The sequence below is a fragment of the Sphingopyxis sp. BSN-002 genome (genome assembly GCF_022024275.1).
Lineage (GTDB): Bacteria > Pseudomonadota > Alphaproteobacteria > Sphingomonadales > Sphingomonadaceae > Sphingopyxis.
In genome coordinates this window covers 1,636,970-1,656,069 of the sequence record NZ_CP091804.1, presented here as the reverse complement: position 1 = coordinate 1,656,069, position 19,100 = coordinate 1,636,970, and the positions used below count along the sequence as shown (strand labels likewise).

Sequence of the window (19,100 nt, the reverse complement as noted above, 5' to 3'; positions counted from 1 at the left end):
ATGCCGAAACCGGAGAGCTGGCGGCTGAACGCCGCCAGCTACCCCGTCCACCTCGACCTGCAGACGCGGTTCCAGGACATGGACATCAACGGCCACCTCAACAATGTGGCTTTCGCGGCGCTGTTCGAGAGCGGCCGCGTGCTTTTGAATCGCGAAGTCCGCCCGCTCGAGGAGCGCCCGACGAACGAGCGCACGATGGTCGCCGCGGTCGAGATCAACTATCTCGCCGAAGGCAATTTCCCCGATCCGGTGCTGATCGCGACGGGGATCGGCCGCCTCGGCACCTCGAGCTGGACGATCGTGCAGGCGATGTTCCAGAACGGCGGCTGCATCGCGACTTGCGACACCGTCGTTGTCTGCCGCACCGACGGCGAGGCGAAGCCCCTGCGGGCGGAGATGGTTGCCGAGCTGGAGACGAAGCTGGCGAAACCGCTCTGATTCTTCGGTGACCGCGTGCATTTCTGCCGGCGTGACGTCCTATTAGATGCCGTCGGTCTCGAGGCTGGCTTCCTTGCCGCATAGCCGCAATTTCGCCGGCAAATTGCGCCCGCTGAAGGTGAACCGTTCCACTGTCAGGGGCGGTGGATCGTCGCACGTAAAGGTTATGGTCGCCCCCTCGAGTCCTGTTACTACGGCCTCCGTACCGGACCCATGGCCATTGACTGCATAGCGTCCTACGAATTCCGTGCCGTTCCAAAGCAGGGCGATCAGTTGCGTGCCATGCTTGCTTTGCGGATTCACGAAGTCGAATTGGTAGATTTCGAGATAATCGGGACCGATGACAAGCTTCCCGATGTACCTGACGTCCGAATAGCGCCAGCGTTCTCCGAAATCGGAGAATATCCGCCGCGCTTGCTCCGAGATCGGGCCCGCCGACGGCATCGGCGGCGGGGCCTTGTAGTCCTCATAGCGGACGGGTGCAGGCGTGGCTGCCGGCGTGTCGGTTGCAGGATTCGCGTCACAGCTGGCGAGCACGCAGGCGCCCGCAAGCGTCCACAGGAACCTAGAGCTTCTTGTCCGCATCGGGGACGGAGCGGATCAGGTCGCGCGCGAAGCCGATCAGGCCGATCTGGCGGCGGCGCTTCAGCCGCTCGGCGCGCAGGATCGCGCGGACCTCGTCGAAGCAGCCGTCGACATTGTCGTTGATCAGCACATAGTCGTAACCGTCCCAGTGGCTGATCTCGTTCGCGGCGCGTTCCATCCGCGCGGCGATCACCTCGTCGCTGTCGGTGTTGCGGCTGCGCAGGCGGCGTTCGAGTTCCTCCATCGTCGGCGGCAGCACGAAGACGCGCACGACGTCGGGGCCGGCTTCCTGATAAAGCTGCTGCGCGCCCTGCCAGTCGATGTCGAACAGGACATCCTTGCCCGCGGCGAGCAATTCCTCCACCGGCGCGCGCGGGGTGCCGTAACGATGCCCGAAGACATGCGCCCATTCGAGGAACTCGCCGTCGGCCGCCATCTTCTTGAACGTCTCGGTATCGACGAAATGATAGTGCACCCCGTCGACCTCGCCGGGGCGGGGCGGGCGCGTCGTCGCCGAGATCGACAGCGCAATGTCGCTGTCGGCATCGAGCATCATGCGCGAGATGGTGGTCTTGCCCGCGCCCGAGGGCGAGGAGAGGACGAACAACACGCCGCGGCGGTTCAGATGGACGCTATCAGCCATGCGCGCTAATTGCGCGATGAGACGCAGGGGTCAAGGGGAAGGGCCGATGGCCGGAATTTCACGAAAGGGCTCGCTGGTCGCGGCCGCGTTGCTTGCGCTGCTTGCCGCCATCCTGTTCGCGATGGGCCGCCCGCCGATCTGCCCGTGCGGGACGGTCAGCCTGTGGCACGGCGTCGTGCAGTCGAACCAGAACAGCCAGCAGATTTCGGACTGGTACAGTTTCAGCCATGTCATCCACGGCTTCCTCTTCTTCGGCCTGTCGCGCCTGCTGCTGCGGCGGCAGCCGCTGTGGGTCGCGCTGGCGCTCGCGATCGGGATCGAGGGTGCGTGGGAAATCCTCGAAAATTCGCCGATCATCATCGACCGCTACCGCGAGGTCACGATGGCCTATGGCTACAGCGGCGATTCGATCCTCAATTCGGTCAGCGACACCGGCTTCATGATCCTCGGCTTCCTGGCGGCGAGCCGGATGCGCTGGTGGGTGACCGTCCTGATCGCGATCGCGTTCGAGCTGTTCACGCTGTGGACGATTCGCGACAATCTGACGCTCAACGTGCTGATGCTGGTCTCGCCGATCGAGGCGGTGAAGGAGTGGCAGGCGGGCGGTTAGTGGATCGCGCTGCTGCGCCCGTTGCCTTCGACGGGAATCGCCGGCGGCAGGGCGTCGCCGATGGTCTGGCCATCGGTCGGCAGCTCTGCCGTGCCGGCATAGGGATCGACCACTCCGGCGGCTGCAAGCTCTGAATCGATGGCATGCGCCTCTTCGGCTGCCTTGCGCGCTTCGGCGCGGTCGGCCCATTTCTTTGTGAGATAGGCTGCGGCCGCCGTCGCCGCGAACACGGCATAGCGCTGCGGAAACAGGCGCCGCGCCGCGAACAGGGTGCCCGCGCCGATCACCGCGCCTGCGACGGGGTGATTGCCTTTCTGGCGCCCGATAGCGCTGCCAAGGACGCCTCCAACGATCCGGCCGATCATCTTCATCTCTCCTTCCTCCCTATCAATGCGCGGACGCCTGTTGCGGTTCCGGGCCCAGCCCTTACCCGAGCATCGTGCGCGGATCGACCACGCGGTCGAAGGTTGCGCCGTCGACATAGCCCAGATCGAGCGCCGCGTCGCGCAGGGTCGATCCCGTTTCATGCGCGTGCTTCGCGATCTTGGCGGCCTTGTCGTACCCGATTTCGGGCGCGAGCGCGGTGACGAGCATCAGCGAGCGGTTCATCAGCTCGTCGATCCGCGCGCGGTTGGGTTCGATCCCGACGACGCAATGCTCGGTGAACCCCGCCATTCCGATGCTCAGCAGCTCGATCGATCGCAGCACGTTCGATCCGATCAGCGGCTTGAAGACATTGAGCTCAAGATGGCCCTGCAGCCCGCCGACGGTCGTTGCCTGATGGTTGCCGATGACTTGCGCGGCGACCATGGTCAGCATCTCGCACTGGGTCGGGTTGACCTTGCCCGGCATGATCGAGCTGCCGGGCTCGTTCGCGGGCAGGTCGAGCTCACCGAACCCCGCGCGCGGGCCGGAGCCGAGCAGGCGGATGTCGTTGGCGATCTTGGTGAGCGCGACGGCGAGCGTATTGAGCGCGCCCGAGAAGAAGACGAGCCCGTCGTTCGACGCCAGCGCCTCGAACTTGTTGCGCGCGGGTTCGAACGCGATGCCGGTCGCCTTCGACAATTCGCCAGCCATGGCGACGTCGAAGCCCGCGGGCGCGTTGAGCCCGGTGCCGACGGCAGTGCCGCCCTGTGCGAGCTTGCAGATGTTGTGCGCCAGCGCGCCCTCGATGCGCGCGCGGCACGCGATCAGCTGCGCGACATAGCCCGAAAACTCCTGCCCCAGCGTCAACGGGGTCGCGTCCTGCAAATGGGTGCGGCCGATCTTGACGATGTCGCCCCAGATTGCGGCCTTTGCGGCGAGCGCGTCGGTGAGTTCGGTCAGCGCGGGAAGCAGCCGGACCGTCGTTTCGACCGCGACCGCGACATGCAGCGCGGTCGGAAAGCTGTCGTTCGACGACTGGCCCATGTTGACATGATCGTTCGGGTGGACGGGCGATTTGCCGCCGCGCTTGCCCGCCAGTCTTTCGTTGGCGATCCCGGCGATCACCTCGTTCGCGTTCATGTTCGACTGGGTGCCGCTGCCCGTCTGCCAGATCGCGAGCGGGAACTGGTCGTCGTGTTCGCCTGCGACGACGGCGTCGGCGGCTGCGGCGATCGCGTCCGCCAGACCCGCATCGAGTCCGTGGTTCCGGTTCACCCGCGCCGCCGCGCCCTTGATCCGGGCGAGGGCGTGGACGACCGGTACCGGCATCCGCTCGTGCGGCGGGAAAGCGAAATTGTGCCGGCTGCGCTCGGTCTGCGCGCCCCAATAGGCGTCCGCCGGAACCTCGATCTCGCCGATGCTGTCGCTTTCGATCCGTGTGTTCATGCCAGCAACATCCTTGTCACCAATATCGCGCCCGTCCAGATCATCGCGACAAGGCCGAGCAATTGCCAATAGCCGCCCTCGCCGACGCGGCGGCGCAGCCATCCGGCGGCGAGCCAGACGATCACCAGTGCGGGGGTCAACACAATCAGGCTGAAGCGGAGCAGGCCGTCGGCGATCTGGCTTTGTGCATAGCCGCCCTCGAACAGTGCATAGCCCTCGACCCCCCACCAGAAGGCGCCGGTCAGGACGAGCATCCCCGCGAGGGCCCAATATTGCCAGAAACGGCTGGGGGGCCAGTTGGCACCCACTGCGCTATCTCTTCTTGCCGAAGTCCACGGTGACCACGTTCGACCCATCCTCGCTCGTCGCGTCGGGCCGATCGTTATCGGCCTCGTCGTGCGGCTCGGGCGCGGCGACCTCGTCGTCGCTGACCTGGAACTGCAGGCCGAAATCGACCGACGGATCGACGAAGGCGGTGATCGCGGCATAGGGGATCGTCAGCATCGACGGCGTCTGGTTGAACGACAGGCCGACGCTGAAATGGTCGGCCTCGACCGTCAGGTCCCAGAAGCGGTTCTGGAGCACGATCGTCATCTCGTCGGGGAATTTGGCGATCAGATGCGCCGGGATATCGACCCCGGGGGCCTGCGTCTTGAAGGTGATATAGAAATGATGATCGCCCGGCAGGCTGTCATAGCCCTCGATCTGGCTCAGCACACGGCCGACCACGGCGCGCAGGGCATCCTGCACGATTTCGTCATAGGGAATCAGGCTGTCGCGGACATCGTCACTCATGCCGCGGGGATGGACGCGGCGCGGGCGGGGGTCAAGAGGGCTCAAAGGGGGGAAAGTCGCCTTGCAACGCGAAACGTCGCTGCTATGGGCTTCGCATGCGAACCGCCACCGTCCAGCGCACGACCAAGGAAACGGATATCGCGATCACCGTCAATCTTGACGGTACGGGCGATTATTCGGTCTCCACCGGCATCGGTTTCCTCGACCATATGGTCGAGCAATTGTCGCGCCATTCGCTGATCGACATTTCCATGAACGTGAAGGGCGACCTCCACATCGACCAGCACCATACGGTCGAGGACAGCGCGCTCGCGCTCGGCGAAGCGGTGGCAAAAGCGCTTGGCGACAAGCGCGGCATCGCCCGGTACGGCGAGGCGCACGCGCCGATGGACGAGACGCTGACGCGCTGCGTGCTCGACATTTCGGGGCGGCCGCACTGCGTCTATAAATCCGGCTTCTCGCAGCCGCGGCTCGGCGAGATGGACACCGAGATGTTCCCGCACTGGTTCCACAGCTTCGCGCAGACCGCGGGCATCACGCTGCACATCGAGACGCTCTACGGCGAGAACAACCATCACATCGCCGAAAGCATGTACAAGGCGTTGGCCAGAGCGCTGCGTCAGGCGGTCGAAATCGACCCGCGCAAGGGCGACGCGATCCCCTCGACCAAGGGCGTGCTCTAGGAGCCGTCCATGAGCGTGATTGCCCTGATCGACTATGGCGCGGGCAATCTTCGCTCGGTGCATAATGCGCTCGTCGCGGCGGGCGCCGACAATGTCGCCGTCACCGCCGATCCCGATGTCGTTGCTGGGGCCGACCGCATCGTGTTGCCGGGCGTCGGGGCTTTTGCAGCCTGCATGAACGGCCTGTCGGCGATTGATGGGCTGATCGAGGCAATGGAGCGGCGCGTGCGCGGCGAGGGCGCCCCCTTCCTCGGTATTTGCGTCGGCATGCAATTGCTCGCCGATGCGGGCGAAGAGCATGGCACGCACGCGGGTCTCGGCTGGATCGGCGGCACGGTGCGGGCGTTCGATCCGGCACCGGGCCTGCGCATCCCGCACATGGGCTGGAACGACGTCGTGCCAAGCTTCGCGCATCCGGTGATCGCCGCGGGCGAGGCCTATTATCTCCACGGCTATCATTTCGCCGACGCGGTCGATGTCGCCGCGACGAGCAGCCATGGCGCGACCTTCGCCGCCGCGGTCGCGAAGGACAATATCGTCGGCGTGCAATATCACCCCGAAAAGAGCCAGGCCTATGGCCTCGCAACCCTCGAAAGGTTTTTGCAGTGGCGCCCCTGATCCTCTTCCCCGCGATCGACCTCAAGGGCGGGCAGGTGGTGCGGCTCGCCGAGGGCGATATGGCGCGCGCGACCGTCTATGGAGACGACCCGGCGGCGCAGGCGCGGCTGTTCGCCGACGCGGGCGCCTCGCACCTTCATGTCGTCGATCTCGACGGCGCCTTTGCGGGTGTGAGCGTCAATGGCGCTGCGGTCGAGAGCATCATTGCGGCATTCCCCGGCAAGGTGCAGGTCGGCGGCGGGATCCGTGACCGCGCGGGCGTCGACCGCTGGCTCGCGCTCGGCGTCGAACGCGTCATCATCGGCACCGCGGCGCTGAAGGATCCTGAGTTTGTGAAATCCGCCGCGCGCGATCTGCCCGGGCGGATCGTCGTGGGGGTCGATGCCCGCGACGGCATGGTAGCGACCGAGGGCTGGGCCGATGTCTCCGACGTCCGCGTCGAGGATCTCGCGCGCCGGTTCGAGGATGCGGGGGTCGCAGCACTGCTCTTCACCGATGTCGGTCGCGACGGGCTGCTCAAGGGCTGCAATGTCGAGGCGACCGTCGCGCTCGCGCGGGCAGTCGACATCCCGGTGATCGCGTCGGGCGGCGTGGCCGACATCGGCGACATCCACGCGCTGCGCCCGCATGTCGCGAGCGGCATCGAGGGCGTCATCACCGGCCGCGCGCTCTACGACGGCCGGCTCGATCTCGCCGAAGCGATTGCGGCAGGGGCGGCATGACCGTCCGCGTCCGCGTCATCCCCTGCCTCGACGTCGCCGACGGGCGCATCGTGAAGGGCGTGAATTTCGTCGACCTGCGCGATGCGGGCGATCCGGTCGAGGCCGCCCGCGCCTATGACGCCGCGGGCGCCGACGAGCTCTGCTTTCTCGACATCTCGGCGAGCCATCAGGGCCGCGGCACCCTGCTCGACATGGTCGGCCGCACGGCCGAAGTCTGTTTCATGCCGCTCACCGTCGGCGGCGGAGTGCGCAGCGCCGACGATGCGCGCGCGCTGCTGCTCGCGGGCGCCGACAAGGTCGCGGTGAACAGCGCCGCCGTCGCGCGGCCCGAGTTGGTCGCCGACATCGCCGACCGCTTCGGCAGCCAGTGTGCCGTTGGCAGCATCGACGCGCGCCGCGTCGAAGACGGCCGCTGGGAGATCTTTACGCACGGCGGGCGCAAACCGACGGGCATCGACGCGCTCGAACATGCGGTGCGGCTCGCCGAACTCGGCGCCGGCGAATTGCTCGTCACCTCGATGGACCGCGACGGCACGAAGGACGGCTACGACCTGACGCTCACCCGCGCGATCGCCGATGCGGTCAGCGTGCCCGTGATCGCATCGGGCGGTGTTGGTAATCTCGATCATCTCGTCGCGGGTGTTGTCGAAGGCGGCGCCAGCGCGGTCCTTGCCGCGAGCATCTTCCACTTCGGCGAGGCGACGATCGCCGAGGCGCATGCGCGGCTTGCCGCCGCCGGACTGCCCGTTCGCGCGCATTAATTCCGCCGCCGGGGTGGCCATAGGGGGAGGGGGCTGCAATAGAAGTCCCATGACCTCCAAACTCCGCCTCGCCGACCGCACCAATGACATTTTTCCGGTCCTCGGCTTCGTGGCCGCGATTGCGAGCTTCGCGATGCCGCTCAATCCATGGATGGTCGCGATCATCCTGATGGGCGCAGTCGTCGCGGCGGTGCACCATGCCGAGGTCATCGCGCACCGCGTCGGCGAACCGTTCGGCACGCTGATCCTCGCGCTCGCGGTGACGGTGATCGAGGTCGGGCTGATCCTGACGCTGATGCAGGCCGAACCCGAAAAGGCGCAGACGCTGGCGCGCGATACCGTGTTCGCGGCGGTGATGGTGATCCTCAATCTGCTGATGGGCCTCTGCCTGCTCGCGGGCAGCATCCGCCATCACGAGCAGCGCTTCCAGCGTACCGGCATCGGCGCGGCGCTGGCAACCTTGACCGTGCTGACCGTGGTTACGCTCGTGCTCCCCAATTTCACGTCGAGCGTCCCGGGGCCCTTTTATTCGGCGACCCAGCTCGGTTTCGTGGCGGCGGTATCGCTCATCCTCTACAGCACCTTTGCGCTGGTGCAGACGGTCCGCCACCGCGACTATTTCCTGCCCGAACCGGATGCCGACATCGACGGCGACGGCGAACCCGACACCCATGCCGCTCCGCCCAGCGTTCAGCGCACCGCTATCTCGGGCGTGCTGCTGCTTGCCAGCCTGTTCGCGGTGGTCCTGCTCGCCAAGAATCTCTCGCCTGTAATGGGCGCGCTGCTCGAGGATTGGGGCGCGCCGCCGGCCGTGCTCGGCGTGCTGATTGCCGCGCTGATCCTCGCCCCTGAAGGCCTCGCGGCTGTGCGCGCGGCGAAGGCCGACCGCCTGCAGACCAGCCTCAACCTTGCGCTCGGCTCGGCGCTCGCGACCATCGGTCTCACCATTCCCGCGGTCGCGATCCTGTCGATCATCACCGACCTGCCGATCAGCCTCGGCCTCGACGCCAAGTCGACCGTGCTGCTGTTCCTGTCGCTGATCGTGTCGGTGCAGACGCTCGCGAACGGCCGCACCACGGTGCTGCAGGGGGTGATCCACCTGATGCTGTTCGCGATCTACCTGTTCACGACCTTCGTGCCGTAAGTCGCCTCAGGTCTTCCGAACGAACACCGTTCCCGCCGAATAGCCCGCGCCGAACGAACAGATCAGCCCGGTATCGCCGGTCGCCATATCCTCATGGTTGAGGTGAAAGGCGATGATCGACCCCGCGCTCGACGTATTGCCATAGGTGTCGAGCACCGTCGGGCTCTCGTCCTCGCTCGCTTCATGGCCGAGCACGCGGTGCGCGATCAGGCGGTTCATGTTGGTGTTCGCCTGATGCAGCCACAGCCGGCGCATGTCCTCGCCCTGCAGGCCCAGCACCTCCATCTGCTCGACGATCAGGTTCGCGACCCACGGCACGACTTCCTTGAACACCTTGCGGCCTTCCTGGACGAAGAGCTTGTCGCTCTTGGGCCCCGAGTGGTCGATCCCGCCATGGCCGCGATTGAGAAAGCCGAAATTGTTGCGGATATTGTTGCTGAACTGGGTCTTCAGCTTGGTGCCGAGAATGTCCCAATGCCCGGCGGGTGCGATGGCCTTGTCCTCGACGAGGATCGCGGTCGCGACGTCGCCGAAGATGAAATGGCTGTCGCGGTCGCGCCAGTTGAGGTGTCCCGAACAGATTTCGGGGTTCACGACGAGCACGCTCTTCGCATGGCCGGCGCGGATATAGTCGGCAGCGGTCTGGATGCCGAAGGTCGCCGACGAGCAGGCGACATTCATGTCGAACCCGAAGCCGTCGATGCCGAGCGCATCCTGAATTTCGACCGCCATCGCCGGATACGGCCGCTGCATGTTCGACGCGGCGCAGAGTACGGCATCGACGTCCGCGGCGTCGCGGCCCGCGCGTGCGAGTGCGTCCTTCGCCGCCAGCACGCCGATCTCGGCAAGGATCGACAGCTCGTCGTTGCTCCGCTCGGCGATGCGCGGCGCCATATGTGCCGGATCGAGGATGCCCGCCTTGTCGACGACGAAGCGCGATCCGATCCCGCTCGCTTTCTCGATGAACTCGACGCTCGATTCAGCGAGTTCGGCCACTTCGCCTGCCTCGATCGCCGCTGCATTTTGGCTATTGTGCAGCGCAACATACGCGTTAAAACTGGCGACAAGTTCTTCGTTGGAGATGCGCTCGGCGGGGGTGAAAAGGCCGGTAGACGAGATGACCGGCTGCGGTGCGTGCGACATGGGTGTCCCTGCGTGTTCTGTTTGTCTGGCACGCTGATTAGGCCCGCTCGCAGCGCCGCGCAACGCCCCAACGCTCGCTGAACGATCCCCGACGCCATGGTTAACCCGCCACTAACCATTTTGGTGGCAGACTGTCTGATGCAGGCCTCCGGGGGGATGGCTCCCCGGGCGCCGTGCGGGAGCATGACCATGGCGACGCGTTCAGGACCGGCCGCAGGCGACCTGTCCATATCCGAGATCAAGGAATTTGCGGGCTTCCCTGCAGCGACCCAGCGTTATATCCGCCGCTCGCTCGACATCGGGCTCGAACGCGACGACGCGATCGCCCGCTGGTCGCGCGACATGGTCGAGGAAACCGCGATCCGCGTTCAGGCGCGTGTCTATCAGCGGCTCGTCGAGGTCCGTGCGCATATTCCCGACGACAGCGGCCTCGACGCGCTCGAACATTTCATGGCGCCGCTGATCGCGGTGTCGGCGTTCGACCTCGGGCAGGACCGGTTGCAGGGCTTTGCACCCTATCGCTTTCTCTACGAGCGCTTGCTCGGCGCGCACGCGCGGCCGTGGCTGCCGGGCGCCTTCTGCGCCGCGGCGTCGCTGCCGCACCTTCACCCCGACAAGCGCAAGGTGCTGCTCCAGTCGATCAGTGAAGCCGCCGCGACCGCGCCGGGCTGGTCGGCGCGCGAGCCGAGCTTCTATCCCGAATGGGTCGAGAAGGTCGACGAGACCAAGCCGGCAAACTGATTGTCCGTTTTGGGGTGGAGAGCGGCCGTTTCAGGAGCGAGCTGGTGTCCCCTCCCGCTTGCGGGAGGGGCAGTGAGGCTTGCCAGCTTGCTGGCTAGCCGCAGCGGGGTGGGTTGATCGCAACGTCGCTGCCCACCCCCGACCCCTCCCGCAAGCGGGAGGGGAGAAGAGCGTCCGCAAATGGTCGATTGCCGCCATCGCATCTAGATCGGGAGCGAATGGCGAAAACGGGGTGGCAAGCTGACTGACCGCCGCTGGTTCTCACCGAAGATTTGGTGATAGCTCTATCCGGGGAAGCTTACTTCCCCCGATGCCGCGTAAGCCCGAGCTTCCCCAGACCATCGGAACCGATTGCCGCATCATTTTGCCATCGATTTCTTTGAAGCCTCCCAAAACGTGAATTAGAGCTTCGTTTGGACCGTTGCAGCCGATTTCGACGCGATCCAAAACGTGGAGGGGCGCGATGGCGGCGTTGATTGCTGACCGATCATCCTTCGAAAGACGCCGCGAAAATCCTTCGATAGCAACGACAGAAACCACATAGCCCTGTCGGTCAAACTCCGCCGTTACCCGGCCTGCTTCGGGGCAGACGACGGAAACACGGTCGCTGTTTGCGATAGGGTCATAGGATGACCAATCCTCTATCGCGGTTAGTGGCGGCGGCGAGGCCGTCTGGGCCAAAACAGCTACGATGATGTGCATTAACAATGTATCAGCCTCATGCCGGAGCCATCGACAATCGTCTTATCGCGGGAAGACAAACGATACGTAACGCCCTCGTGAATGTCCGCAAGCGGTCGAAACCGGCCTTCAGGCGAACAGAGCGCGATACAGTCCGAAGGCGCTCGTTGCGGTCAGTACCACGCCGACCAGTGTCAGCATCAGCTTGACCGAGAAGCGCTTGGCCATGATCGCCCCGAGCGGGGCAGCGAGCACACCGCCGATCAGCAGGCCGAGCGTCGCGCCCGCGACATCGGCAAAGCCGAGGTTCCAGATGAAGGTCGCGGAGACCGCGAGCGTCAGGAAGAATTCGACGCTGTTCACCGTGCCGACGACCTTGCGCGGCTCGGCGCCCTGAACGAGCAGGTTCGAGGTCACGACCGGTCCCCAGCCGCCGCCGCCGGCGGCATCCAGAAATCCGCCGACCAGTCCGAGCGGAGCGATCACCGTCGGCTTCTGGATCTTGGGCGGATAGAGCAGGCCGCGGATCAGCAGCCAGACGCCGATCGCGACCAGATAGGCGAGCACAAAGGGTTTGACGATGTCGGCGTGGAGCGAGGTCAGCACATAGGCACCGAGCACGCCGCCGGTGACGCCGGGGATGAGCAGTTTCCAGAACAGCGACCATTCGATGTTGCGATGGAGCAGGTGGCTGATCCCCGACACCGCGGTCGTGAACACCTCGACGACGTGAATGCGCGCCGATGCGGTTGCGGGCGGCACGCCCATCACAGCGACCAGCAGCGTGTTGCAAATGACGCCGAACGCCATGCCGAGTGCGCCGTCGACAAGCTGGGCGGCAAAGCCGATCAGGATGAACGGCAGCAGCGACGCGATGTCGATGGACGCGATTTCGAGCATGTCTTCATCCCAAGTGATTTAATTGACAACGGGCTGCCGCCTTTTGCAGGGATTCGCTAGCCCAATTTTTCTGCGCGCGGTGAAGGGATTTGTTTCTGCGCCCAAAAGCAGGCCTATCCGGTCACATTGTCGGGCAGGAATTCGCGCACATAGTCGATGAAGGCGCGCAGCTTGGGCATCACCTGCTTGCGGCTGGGATAATAAAGGAACAGGCCGGAGGTCGCGCTGGCATAGTCGGTGAGTACGAGTTCGACCTCGCCGGTCTCAACCATCGCCTTTGCCACCGGCTCCGCGGTCATGATCATCGCGATCCCGCTGCGCATCGCGACGGTGGCGGCGATCCAGTCGTTGACGATCACCGGACCGGTCACCGCGACGTCGAAATCGCGGTTTCCCTTCTCGAAGGTCCACGGCATCAGCCCGCCCGATGCCAGCCGGAAGCGGACGCAGCGGTGGTTGCGCAGATCCTCGGGCGTTTCGGGCCGGCCGTATTTTGCGAAATAGGCGGGGGTTCCCGCCACGACGAAACGGAAGGGGCCGGTCAGCCGCACCGCGATGACGTCGGCGTCGAGCGATTCTCCCATCCGTACACCCGCGTCGAAGCCGCCGGCGCTGAGGTCCGACAGCGCGTCGTCGGCATAGATTTCCAGCTCGATCTCGGGATAGGTTTCGCAGAAGCCCGCGATGATCGGCTCGAACAAGGGCTGCACCGCACCGCGCATCAGGTTGATGCGCAGGCGTCCGGCGGGCCGGTTGCCGAGGTTGCGCGCCGCTTCATAGGCATCGGCGAGCCCCGAATAGGCGGGGGCGGCGCGCTCAAGGAACATCTCGCCTGCCTGCGTCAGCCCGACGCTGCGCGTCGTGCGCATGAACAAGGGCGCGCCGATACGCGCCTCGAGCGCTTTCACGGTCTGGCTGATCGCCGAGGGCGAGACGCCAAGGTCGCTTGCGGCGGCAGAAAAGCTGCGCCTTTCCGCGACCCGGAGGAAAGCCTCGATCCCGTCGAGAGCCCCATGGGGGATTGTTAAATCCTGCTTCAAAGCACTTGCAGATTATAGAGGATTATCTATGTGCGCAACAGCAACTAAAAAGGTTGCACAACGAAACGAAAGGAACCTCTCCCATGGCCTACCAGCTCTCCTCTTTCCGCCGCTTCCCCTCGGCTTTCGCGATCGTCGCAGCGTCGGCTCTCGCTTTCACCGGCCTGATCGCCTCGACTTCGCCGGCCTATGCGCAGGACAGCGGCGACTATCGCTGCTCGACCCTCGCCGAACAGGCTTATGTCGCCGCCAACGGCGCCGAAGCCAGCAAGCAGGCGAATGCGAAGCGCTTCGTCTCGACCGGCAAGAAGCTCTGCGAAGCCGGCAACGAACGCGCTGCCGCCAAGCAGTTCCGCGCCGCGCTCAAGCTCGCCGGCGTCGAAGAAGCCACCGACAGCCGCATGGCGTCGCGCTAATCGAATAAGCCTGAGACACCAATCTCCGGTCCGTCCTCTCCCTCTCCAGACGGACCCCACTAACTGGGGCGGTACTCATAACGAGGCCGCCCCATTTGTTTTGGGCTAAGGCGGTGGCGGAGCCGTCTCTTTCGGCCGATCGGTCACGGGAAGTCGCAGGTCGACGCGCGTCCCGCCGATCTCGGTGCTGATCACCGCATTGCCGTCCTTGACCTCGACGCTCGTCTTGTCGGCTATCGGCACCGCCGGAATGTCGGGGATGTCGAGCGGCTGGACCGGGGTGCCCGGATCTTCGGCACGGGCAGGCGGCGCCTTCGCCGGGATGCGCTTACCGCTCGCCTGCGTCATGAAGTCGCGCCAGATGCGCGCCGGCGCACCGCCGCCGGCGATGCCGTGCGGCGAATTGTCGTCGTTGCCGATCCAGATGCCGACGACCAGCCCGTTGGCATAGCCGACGAACAGCGCGTCGCGATTGTCCTGACTCGTCCCCGTCTTGCCGAAATTGGCCTGCGGCAGCCGCGCCGCGCGCCCGGTGCCGCGATTGACCGCGGCGCGCAGCATCTGCTCGATGTCGTCGTGGACGCGCGTTCCGAAATGGTCGGGACCGAAGAACAGGCTGCTGAACCAGCCTTCCTCCTCTTCCTTGAAGGCGTGCGGCACGACCGGATAGCTGTTCGCGGCGACCGCGGCATAGGCGGCGGTGAGTTCGAGCAGGGTCATGCTCGACGTGCCGAGCGCAAGGCTGGGGTCGCCGCGCGCGAGTGGCGATGTGACGCCCAGATCCCGCGCCATGCGGATCACCTTGTCGTCGCCAATCTCGCGCAGCAGCCGCACGGCGGCAACATTGCTCGACTGCGCAAAGGCATTCTCCAGCGTGATCGTGTCCGAATAGGCGCCGCCCGAATTCTTGGGCTGGTACGATCCGCTCGTGATCGGCCGGTTGTCGATCAGATCGTCGGGTTCCTTCCCGTCCCGCAGCGCCGCCAGATAGACGAACAGCTTGAAGGTCGACCCCGGCTGGCGCCGCGCCTGCGTCACGCGGTTGAAGGGCGAGGCGGCATAGTCGCGCCCGCCGACCATCGCGACGACCTCGCCGTTCGGGCGCATCGCGACGAGCGCCACCTGCGCCTTGCCGACTCCGGCGTTCGCGGTGACGCGCCGCGCGATCCCCTGCAACCGCGCGTCGAGCGTCGTGCGGATCGTCTGGCGCGAATAGCCGACGTCGCTGAGCTTGCGCGCCTCGGGGAGCGCCCAGTCGGCGAAATAGGTGCCGGTCGGCAGGTCGTTGCGGCTCCGGACATCGACGCGCGGTGGCCGCAGTTTCTTCGCCTCGGCTTCGGTCAGATAGCCGGTGATGACCATCGCGTTGACGACCAGCTTCATCCGCTTCGCCGCGAGATCTGGGTTCTTGGTCGGCGCGAGGCGCGAAGGCGCCTGTACCAGCCCCGCGAGCATCGCCGCCTGCGCCGTCGTCAGTTTCTCGGGCTGGCGCGAGAAATAATGGAGCGAGGCGGCGCGCAGGCCATAGGTGTTGTCGCCGAAATAGGCGTTCGACAGATAGCGCTCGAGAATCTCGTCCTTCGACAGCCAGGCTTCGAGCCAGAAGGCGATCAGCGCCTCGCGCGCCTTGCGGCCGAGCGTCCGTTTGGGGGTCAGGAAGGTGAATTTGGCGAGCTGCTGGGTGATCGTGCTGCCGCCCTGCGGGCGCCCGCCCGACACATTCGCCCACACGGCGCGCCCGACGCTGCGCGGGTCGACGCCCCTATGGCTGTAGAAGCGCCGGTCCTCGATCGCGAGGAAGGCGCCGGTGACATGCTTCGGCAGTTTCGCGACCTCGACCGGCTTGTCGACGATCGCGCCCATCCGCGCGATCGGGGTGCCGTCGGAGGCGAGCAGGGTGATCTCGGGCGGCGCGATCGGTTCGAGCGACTTCGACAGCGGCGCGGTGAGCGCGAGCCAGCCGACGAGCAGGATGAAGGCGATCGCGAAGATCGCAAAACCGCGCGAGGCGCGCCGCGTCCATTTGCGCCAGCGCGATTCGGGCGGTGGCGGCGCAACGGCTCCGGGAAAGCCGGGATCAGGATAGGGCGCGCCGAACCCTTCGGCGGGCGGCGGCGGGACGGGGGCGGGCTTTTTGCGGAATGGAAACATGCTCGGCGTCCCGTATTACACCAGCAACACAGCAGAAGCAAATCGCTTGCAGGCTAGCGGGCGCTCAGCGGCGGCGATAGCGGAAATACCAGACCTCGTGCCCCTGCGCGCGCGCCTTGGCTTCGTAGCGTGTTTCGGGCCAGCCGCCGGGACGGACGAGGAAATCCTGCGCGTCCTGCGCCAGCCATTCGAACTGGTGGCGATGGCGCCGCATCACCATCAGCGCGTGCTGAAGATAGACCGGGTGATCGGTGCCGAAGCGGAACTCGCCGCCGGGCTTCAGTTTCGCGGCGATCAGGTCGACCGGGCCATCGTTCATCATCCGCCGCTTCGCATGGCGCGCCTTCGGCCACGGATCGGGGTGAAGCAGATAGGCGAAGGAGAGCGCGCCGTCGGGAATGCGGCGCAGCACTTCGAGCGCGTCGCCATGATGGATGCGGACATTGCCGAGCGGCGGACGCGCGCGTCCCTTGTCGGCCAGATGCGGATCGCCGCTGACATGGACCAGCGCCTGCGCGACGCCGTTGACGAAGGGTTCCGCGCCGATGAAGCCGTGATCGGGCAGCATGTCGGCGCGCGCCGCCATATGCTCGCCGCCGCCGAAGCCGATCTCGAAATGCAGCGGCCGGTCGTAACCGAACAGCCGCGCGGCGGTGACCTCGCCCTCGGCCGGAACCGCGATCTGCGGCAGCAGATTGTCGACCAGATCCTGCTGGCCGGCGCGCAGAGGTCTGCCCTGGGCGCGGCCATAGAGGCGGTTGAGGGTGGTCGGGTCGCCCGATTTATACGCAGTCATGTCGCGCGCGTTAGCGTGCCGGGGCAGCGAGCGAAAGGGCGCTATTCCTGTTTTGCACCGCCGCTGATCCGGACATCGCGCTTTTCGCCCCATGTCGCGACGGTGCTGGTGAAGCGACCCTCGTTGACGATCGCAAGGATCCGGTCGGGGGAGGGAAGGCGATCCTGTGAGGCGAAGTTGATATCCTGCGCCGCCATATGCAGCGTGATGCCATAGCGTGGCGCCTTGTCCTTCGCGACGCCGGGAAGGCTGCCGATCGATCGCGCGACCTCGATGCCGTTACCATTGTCGCCGACCGCGAGGAGATAGGCGTCGGTCGCGGCGTTCGCGCGATACACCGCCTGATTGCCCTCGAGCTTCCGGTCGCGGCACCATTGCACCGCCACCGGTTCCTTCTTCGCCTCGCCCGCCGCGGCCGAAACCAGCGCGGCGCCGATCGCATCCTGCATCATGTCGCCCGATATATCCCTGGACTTGCCCTCGAAGACGAGCGGCGTCGCGCAGTCGGTGACCGGCGCTGCCAAGGGGCCGTTCGCGATCGTCGTGGGCCATCCGATCTCCGCCAGCGCGGAGTCCATCCATTTGCCGAGCTCTGCGGGCGGGCGCGTTTGCGACGACGCGCGAACCTTCACATACCATTCGCCGACGGGGAACAGCATCACGCCGGTGCTGCGATAGGGGCCACCCTTCGGCGTATAAATGGCTTTCAGACCCGAGGCGACCGTCTGTCCCGGGGGTACGAACGCCTGCGGCGCGACCGCGATCACCGGGTGGCCATAGGCGTCGCGGTTCTCGATCCCCCATTGCGCCTGCGCGAACCATAGCGGAACGCCGCCGTTCGTGTCGCGAAAGACATAGAAGGTCAGCGACTCGACGGCATCGCCAACCGTGAAGGACAGCCCGACGTCGAGGTCGTCTTCGGCAAAGGCCATGCCCCGCTCGCGCGGGGTGCCCGCCAGCGTCGCGGGGACCGAGATGCCGCTATGCCTGTGCGTCCAGCTCTTGCCGGGCTGCAGGGAAAGAGGTTCCTGACCTGCGGCGGCACTGCCGGCGAGCCAGAGCGCCGTGCATGCAGTGAAAACGACCTTCGTCCAGTATCTTGCCATGTACGAACCCTCCCCGATCCGGGAATGAGGCTGTCAGATCGGTGTGGCGATGGCAAGCGCTCTTCAGAGCCCGGCGAAGTCGATCGTCGCATGCCGGTCGAGCGTCCGGGAGGTGTCGGGCAGCGGGTATTTGAGCCCGGTCGCGCAGTTGAAGAGCAATGCGGTCTCGTCGGCACCGACCCAGCCCTCGGCGCGGGCCTGCCGCCATGCGGCGAGCGTTGCGCCGCCTTCGGGACAGAGAAGCAGGCCATCGCCTCGTGCCGCATCGTCGACGGCTTTTTCGATCGCCGCGTCGCTGACCGCGACCGCGCGCCCGTTCGATTCGCGTACCGCGTCGAGGATCAGGAAGTCGCCAACCGCCTGCGGGACGCGAATACCCGAAGCGATCGTCGCGGCATCTTCCCACCGCGTCGCGTGGCGATCGCCGGCCTCCCACGCGCGCACCATCGGCGCGCATCCTTCGGCCTGGACCGCGATCATCCGCGGCCGCTTCGCGCCGATCCAGCCGAACGCCTGCAATTCGGCGAAGGCCTTCCACATGCCGATCAGCCCGGTGCCGCCGCCGGTCGGATAAAAGATCACGTCGGGCAGCTCCCAGCCGAACTGTTCGGCGAGTTCCAGTCCCATCGTCTTCTTGCCCTCGATCCGGTACGGCTCCTTCAGCGTCGACAGGTCGAACCAGCCGTTCGCGGCCGCGCCCTCGCGCACCAGCTTGCCGCAATCGTCGATCAGCCCGTTGACGCGATACACGCGCGCGCCCTGCGCTGCGATCTCGCGGACGTTGATCTCGGGGGTGTCGTCGGGGCAGAAGATGATCGCTTCCATCCCCGCCTGCGCCGCATAGGCCGCGGCTGCCGCGCCGGCATTGCCGTTGGTCGGCATCGCGATGCTGGTGACGCCGAGTTCCTTCGCCATGCTGATCGCCATGACCAGCCCGCGCGCCTTGAACGATCCGGTCGGCAGCCGGCCTTCGTCCTTGACCAGCAGGCGCCCGCCCCTGCCGCCGTCCATCGCGGCGACCTTGTCGAGCGCGATCACCGGCGTGTCGATCTCGCCGAGGCTGACGATATTGTCGGTTCGGCGCACGGGCAGCAGCTCGCGCCAGCGCCACAGATCGCGCGGCCGCTGGCCGAGCGCCGCCTTGTCGATCGACGCGCCGACGCCCGCCAGGTCATAGCGCACGAGCAACGGCCGCCCGGCGTCCGACAGCCCGTGCAGCACATCTGCATCGTACCGCGCGCCGGTCAGCCCGCATTCGAGATGCGTGACGAAGGTCGGCCGCTCCGCCGTCAGATTGACGTTGAGCGGCAGGCCC

23 protein-coding genes are annotated in these 19,100 nt (G+C 66.0%); 9 read left to right on the top strand and 14 right to left on the bottom strand.

The features are described 5' to 3' along the window. The gene (locus L7H23_RS08235; protein ID WP_237838859.1) at positions 1–438 is read left to right on the top strand and encodes an acyl-CoA thioesterase; all 438 of its coding nucleotides are present in this window, start codon (positions 1–3) and stop codon (positions 436–438) included. A gap of 42 nt (positions 439–480) precedes the next feature. Here the strand turns inward: L7H23_RS08235 and L7H23_RS08230 are convergent, their stop codons facing one another. Next, positions 481–975, bottom strand: coding sequence for a hypothetical protein (locus tag L7H23_RS08230; RefSeq protein ID WP_237838858.1), 495 nt, complete (start codon positions 973–975; stop codon positions 481–483). 28 nt (positions 976–1,003) lie between these two features. Further along, on the bottom strand, positions 1,004–1,666 hold the full coding sequence (gene gmk / locus L7H23_RS08225; protein WP_237838857.1) for a guanylate kinase: 663 nt from the start codon (positions 1,664–1,666) through the stop codon (positions 1,004–1,006). 46 nt (positions 1,667–1,712) lie between these two features. Here gmk and L7H23_RS08220 point away from each other — a divergent pair, with 46 nt between their 5' ends. Continuing rightward, positions 1,713–2,276 (top strand): DUF2585 domain-containing protein, encoded by a 564-nt coding sequence (locus tag L7H23_RS08220; protein WP_237838856.1) that lies wholly within the window; start codon positions 1,713–1,715, stop codon positions 2,274–2,276. On the opposite strand, the gene L7H23_RS08215 is transcribed toward L7H23_RS08220, so the two are convergent. Genes L7H23_RS08215 through L7H23_RS08200 form a run of 4 tightly spaced genes read right to left on the bottom strand, consistent with a single transcriptional unit; the run spans position 2,273 to position 4,883 of the window. Beyond that, entirely contained in the window at positions 2,273–2,647 is a 375-nt protein-coding gene (locus L7H23_RS08215; RefSeq protein WP_237838855.1) for a hypothetical protein, read from the bottom strand. The genes L7H23_RS08220 and L7H23_RS08215 overlap by 4 nt on opposite strands. Positions 2,648–2,702: 55 nt before the next feature. Further along, positions 2,703–4,088, bottom strand: a complete 1,386-nt coding sequence (fumC, locus tag L7H23_RS08210) for a class II fumarate hydratase (protein ID WP_237838854.1) — start codon at positions 4,086–4,088, stop codon at positions 2,703–2,705. Beyond that, a complete protein-coding gene (locus L7H23_RS08205; RefSeq protein ID WP_237838853.1) occupies positions 4,085–4,396 on the bottom strand; it encodes a hypothetical protein in 312 nt (103 codons plus the stop codon). Before L7H23_RS08205 ends, fumC begins: the two co-directional genes overlap by 4 nt. Positions 4,397–4,400: 4 nt before the next feature. Further along, on the bottom strand, positions 4,401–4,883 hold the full coding sequence (locus L7H23_RS08200; protein ID WP_237838852.1) for a ClpXP protease specificity-enhancing factor SspB: 483 nt from the start codon (positions 4,881–4,883) through the stop codon (positions 4,401–4,403). A 95-nt stretch (positions 4,884–4,978) separates the two neighbouring features. On the opposite strand from L7H23_RS08200, the gene hisB reads away from it, so the two are divergent. From hisB to L7H23_RS08175, 5 genes are read left to right on the top strand one after another with little or no spacing between them, the layout of a single operon-like run. Beyond that, positions 4,979–5,566 carry an imidazoleglycerol-phosphate dehydratase HisB gene (gene hisB, locus L7H23_RS08195; protein ID WP_237838851.1) on the top strand — a complete coding sequence of 196 codons (588 nt, stop codon included), beginning with the start codon at positions 4,979–4,981 and terminating at the stop codon, positions 5,564–5,566. 9 nt (positions 5,567–5,575) lie between these two features. After that, complete coding sequence (gene hisH, locus L7H23_RS08190; protein WP_237838850.1) at positions 5,576–6,184, top strand: imidazole glycerol phosphate synthase subunit HisH; 609 nt, start codon at positions 5,576–5,578, stop codon at positions 6,182–6,184. Further along, positions 6,172–6,906, top strand: a complete 735-nt coding sequence (gene hisA, locus L7H23_RS08185) for a 1-(5-phosphoribosyl)-5-[(5-phosphoribosylamino)methylideneamino]imidazole-4-carboxamide isomerase (RefSeq protein ID WP_237838849.1) — start codon at positions 6,172–6,174, stop codon at positions 6,904–6,906. Before hisH ends, hisA begins: the two co-directional genes overlap by 13 nt. Next, complete coding sequence (hisF, locus tag L7H23_RS08180) at positions 6,903–7,667, top strand: imidazole glycerol phosphate synthase subunit HisF (protein WP_237838848.1); 765 nt, start codon at positions 6,903–6,905, stop codon at positions 7,665–7,667. The genes hisA and hisF overlap by 4 nt, the downstream gene beginning before the upstream one ends. 49 nt (positions 7,668–7,716) lie before the next feature. Continuing rightward, on the top strand, positions 7,717–8,811 hold the full coding sequence (locus L7H23_RS08175; protein ID WP_237838847.1) for an ionic transporter y4hA: 1,095 nt from the start codon (positions 7,717–7,719) through the stop codon (positions 8,809–8,811). A gap of 6 nt (positions 8,812–8,817) precedes the next feature. Here L7H23_RS08175 and L7H23_RS08170 read toward each other — a convergent pair whose 3' ends face one another. Further along, positions 8,818–9,954, bottom strand: coding sequence for a beta-ketoacyl-ACP synthase III (locus L7H23_RS08170; protein ID WP_237838846.1), 1,137 nt, complete (start codon positions 9,952–9,954; stop codon positions 8,818–8,820). A gap of 189 nt (positions 9,955–10,143) precedes the next feature. Here L7H23_RS08170 and L7H23_RS08165 point away from each other — a divergent pair, with 189 nt between their 5' ends. Then, complete coding sequence (locus tag L7H23_RS08165) at positions 10,144–10,695, top strand: hypothetical protein (RefSeq protein WP_237838845.1); 552 nt, start codon at positions 10,144–10,146, stop codon at positions 10,693–10,695. Positions 10,696–10,956: 261 nt separating this feature from the next. On the opposite strand, the gene L7H23_RS08160 is transcribed toward L7H23_RS08165, so the two are convergent. The 3 genes from L7H23_RS08160 to L7H23_RS08150 all read right to left on the bottom strand — a co-directional run bounded on the left by L7H23_RS08160 (position 10,957) and on the right by L7H23_RS08150 (position 13,316). Then, the gene (locus L7H23_RS08160; protein WP_237838844.1) at positions 10,957–11,397 is read right to left on the bottom strand and encodes a hypothetical protein; all 441 of its coding nucleotides are present in this window, start codon (positions 11,395–11,397) and stop codon (positions 10,957–10,959) included. A 108-nt stretch (positions 11,398–11,505) separates the two neighbouring features. Beyond that, positions 11,506–12,276 (bottom strand): sulfite exporter TauE/SafE family protein, encoded by a 771-nt coding sequence (locus L7H23_RS08155; protein ID WP_237838843.1) that lies wholly within the window; start codon positions 12,274–12,276, stop codon positions 11,506–11,508. A gap of 113 nt (positions 12,277–12,389) precedes the next feature. Then, entirely contained in the window at positions 12,390–13,316 is a 927-nt protein-coding gene (locus tag L7H23_RS08150) for a LysR family transcriptional regulator (RefSeq protein ID WP_237838842.1), read from the bottom strand. Between the two features lie 83 nt (positions 13,317–13,399). Here L7H23_RS08150 and L7H23_RS08145 point away from each other — a divergent pair, with 83 nt between their 5' ends. Next, positions 13,400–13,732, top strand: coding sequence for a hypothetical protein (locus L7H23_RS08145; RefSeq protein WP_237838841.1), 333 nt, complete (start codon positions 13,400–13,402; stop codon positions 13,730–13,732). Positions 13,733–13,837: 105 nt separating this feature from the next. On the opposite strand, the gene L7H23_RS08140 is transcribed toward L7H23_RS08145, so the two are convergent. From L7H23_RS08140 to L7H23_RS08125, 4 genes are all read right to left on the bottom strand, one after another. Continuing rightward, entirely contained in the window at positions 13,838–15,883 is a 2,046-nt protein-coding gene (locus tag L7H23_RS08140) for a transglycosylase domain-containing protein (RefSeq protein WP_237838840.1), read from the bottom strand. Between the two features lie 64 nt (positions 15,884–15,947). Continuing rightward, positions 15,948–16,679 (bottom strand): tRNA (guanine(46)-N(7))-methyltransferase TrmB, encoded by a 732-nt coding sequence (locus L7H23_RS08135; RefSeq protein ID WP_237838839.1) that lies wholly within the window; start codon positions 16,677–16,679, stop codon positions 15,948–15,950. 41 nt (positions 16,680–16,720) lie between these two features. Continuing rightward, a complete protein-coding gene (locus L7H23_RS08130; protein WP_237838838.1) occupies positions 16,721–17,785 on the bottom strand; it encodes a hypothetical protein in 1,065 nt (354 codons plus the stop codon). Between the two features lie 63 nt (positions 17,786–17,848). Then, positions 17,849–19,096, bottom strand: a complete 1,248-nt coding sequence (locus L7H23_RS08125; protein WP_237839164.1) for a threonine synthase — start codon at positions 19,094–19,096, stop codon at positions 17,849–17,851. Positions 19,097–19,100 lie beyond the last annotated feature (4 nt).

Coding starts and splice junctions, on each gene's coding strand:
- L7H23_RS08200 (WP_237838852.1), bottom strand. CDS start 4,883: ATGAGTGACGATGTCCGCGACAGCCTGATTCCCTATGACGAAATCGTG.
- L7H23_RS08235 (WP_237838859.1), top strand. CDS start 1: ATGCCGAAACCGGAGAGCTGGCGGCTGAACGCCGCCAGCTACCCCGTC.
- hisH (WP_237838850.1), top strand. CDS start 5,576: ATGAGCGTGATTGCCCTGATCGACTATGGCGCGGGCAATCTTCGCTCG.
- L7H23_RS08155 (WP_237838843.1), bottom strand. CDS start 12,276: ATGCTCGAAATCGCGTCCATCGACATCGCGTCGCTGCTGCCGTTCATC.
- L7H23_RS08165 (WP_237838845.1), top strand. CDS start 10,144: ATGGCGACGCGTTCAGGACCGGCCGCAGGCGACCTGTCCATATCCGAG.
- L7H23_RS08160 (WP_237838844.1), bottom strand. CDS start 11,397: ATGCACATCATCGTAGCTGTTTTGGCCCAGACGGCCTCGCCGCCGCCA.
- L7H23_RS08140 (WP_237838840.1), bottom strand. CDS start 15,883: ATGTTTCCATTCCGCAAAAAGCCCGCCCCCGTCCCGCCGCCGCCCGCC.
- gmk (WP_237838857.1), bottom strand. CDS start 1,666: ATGGCTGATAGCGTCCATCTGAACCGCCGCGGCGTGTTGTTCGTCCTC.
- L7H23_RS08215 (WP_237838855.1), bottom strand. CDS start 2,647: ATGAAGATGATCGGCCGGATCGTTGGAGGCGTCCTTGGCAGCGCTATC.
- L7H23_RS08170 (WP_237838846.1), bottom strand. CDS start 9,954: ATGTCGCACGCACCGCAGCCGGTCATCTCGTCTACCGGCCTTTTCACC.
- L7H23_RS08220 (WP_237838856.1), top strand. CDS start 1,713: ATGGCCGGAATTTCACGAAAGGGCTCGCTGGTCGCGGCCGCGTTGCTT.
- L7H23_RS08135 (WP_237838839.1), bottom strand. CDS start 16,679: ATGACTGCGTATAAATCGGGCGACCCGACCACCCTCAACCGCCTCTAT.
- L7H23_RS08145 (WP_237838841.1), top strand. CDS start 13,400: ATGGCCTACCAGCTCTCCTCTTTCCGCCGCTTCCCCTCGGCTTTCGCG.
- hisB (WP_237838851.1), top strand. CDS start 4,979: ATGCGAACCGCCACCGTCCAGCGCACGACCAAGGAAACGGATATCGCG.
- fumC (WP_237838854.1), bottom strand. CDS start 4,088: ATGAACACACGGATCGAAAGCGACAGCATCGGCGAGATCGAGGTTCCG.
- L7H23_RS08175 (WP_237838847.1), top strand. CDS start 7,717: ATGACCTCCAAACTCCGCCTCGCCGACCGCACCAATGACATTTTTCCG.
- hisF (WP_237838848.1), top strand. CDS start 6,903: ATGACCGTCCGCGTCCGCGTCATCCCCTGCCTCGACGTCGCCGACGGG.
- L7H23_RS08130 (WP_237838838.1), bottom strand. CDS start 17,785: ATGGCAAGATACTGGACGAAGGTCGTTTTCACTGCATGCACGGCGCTC.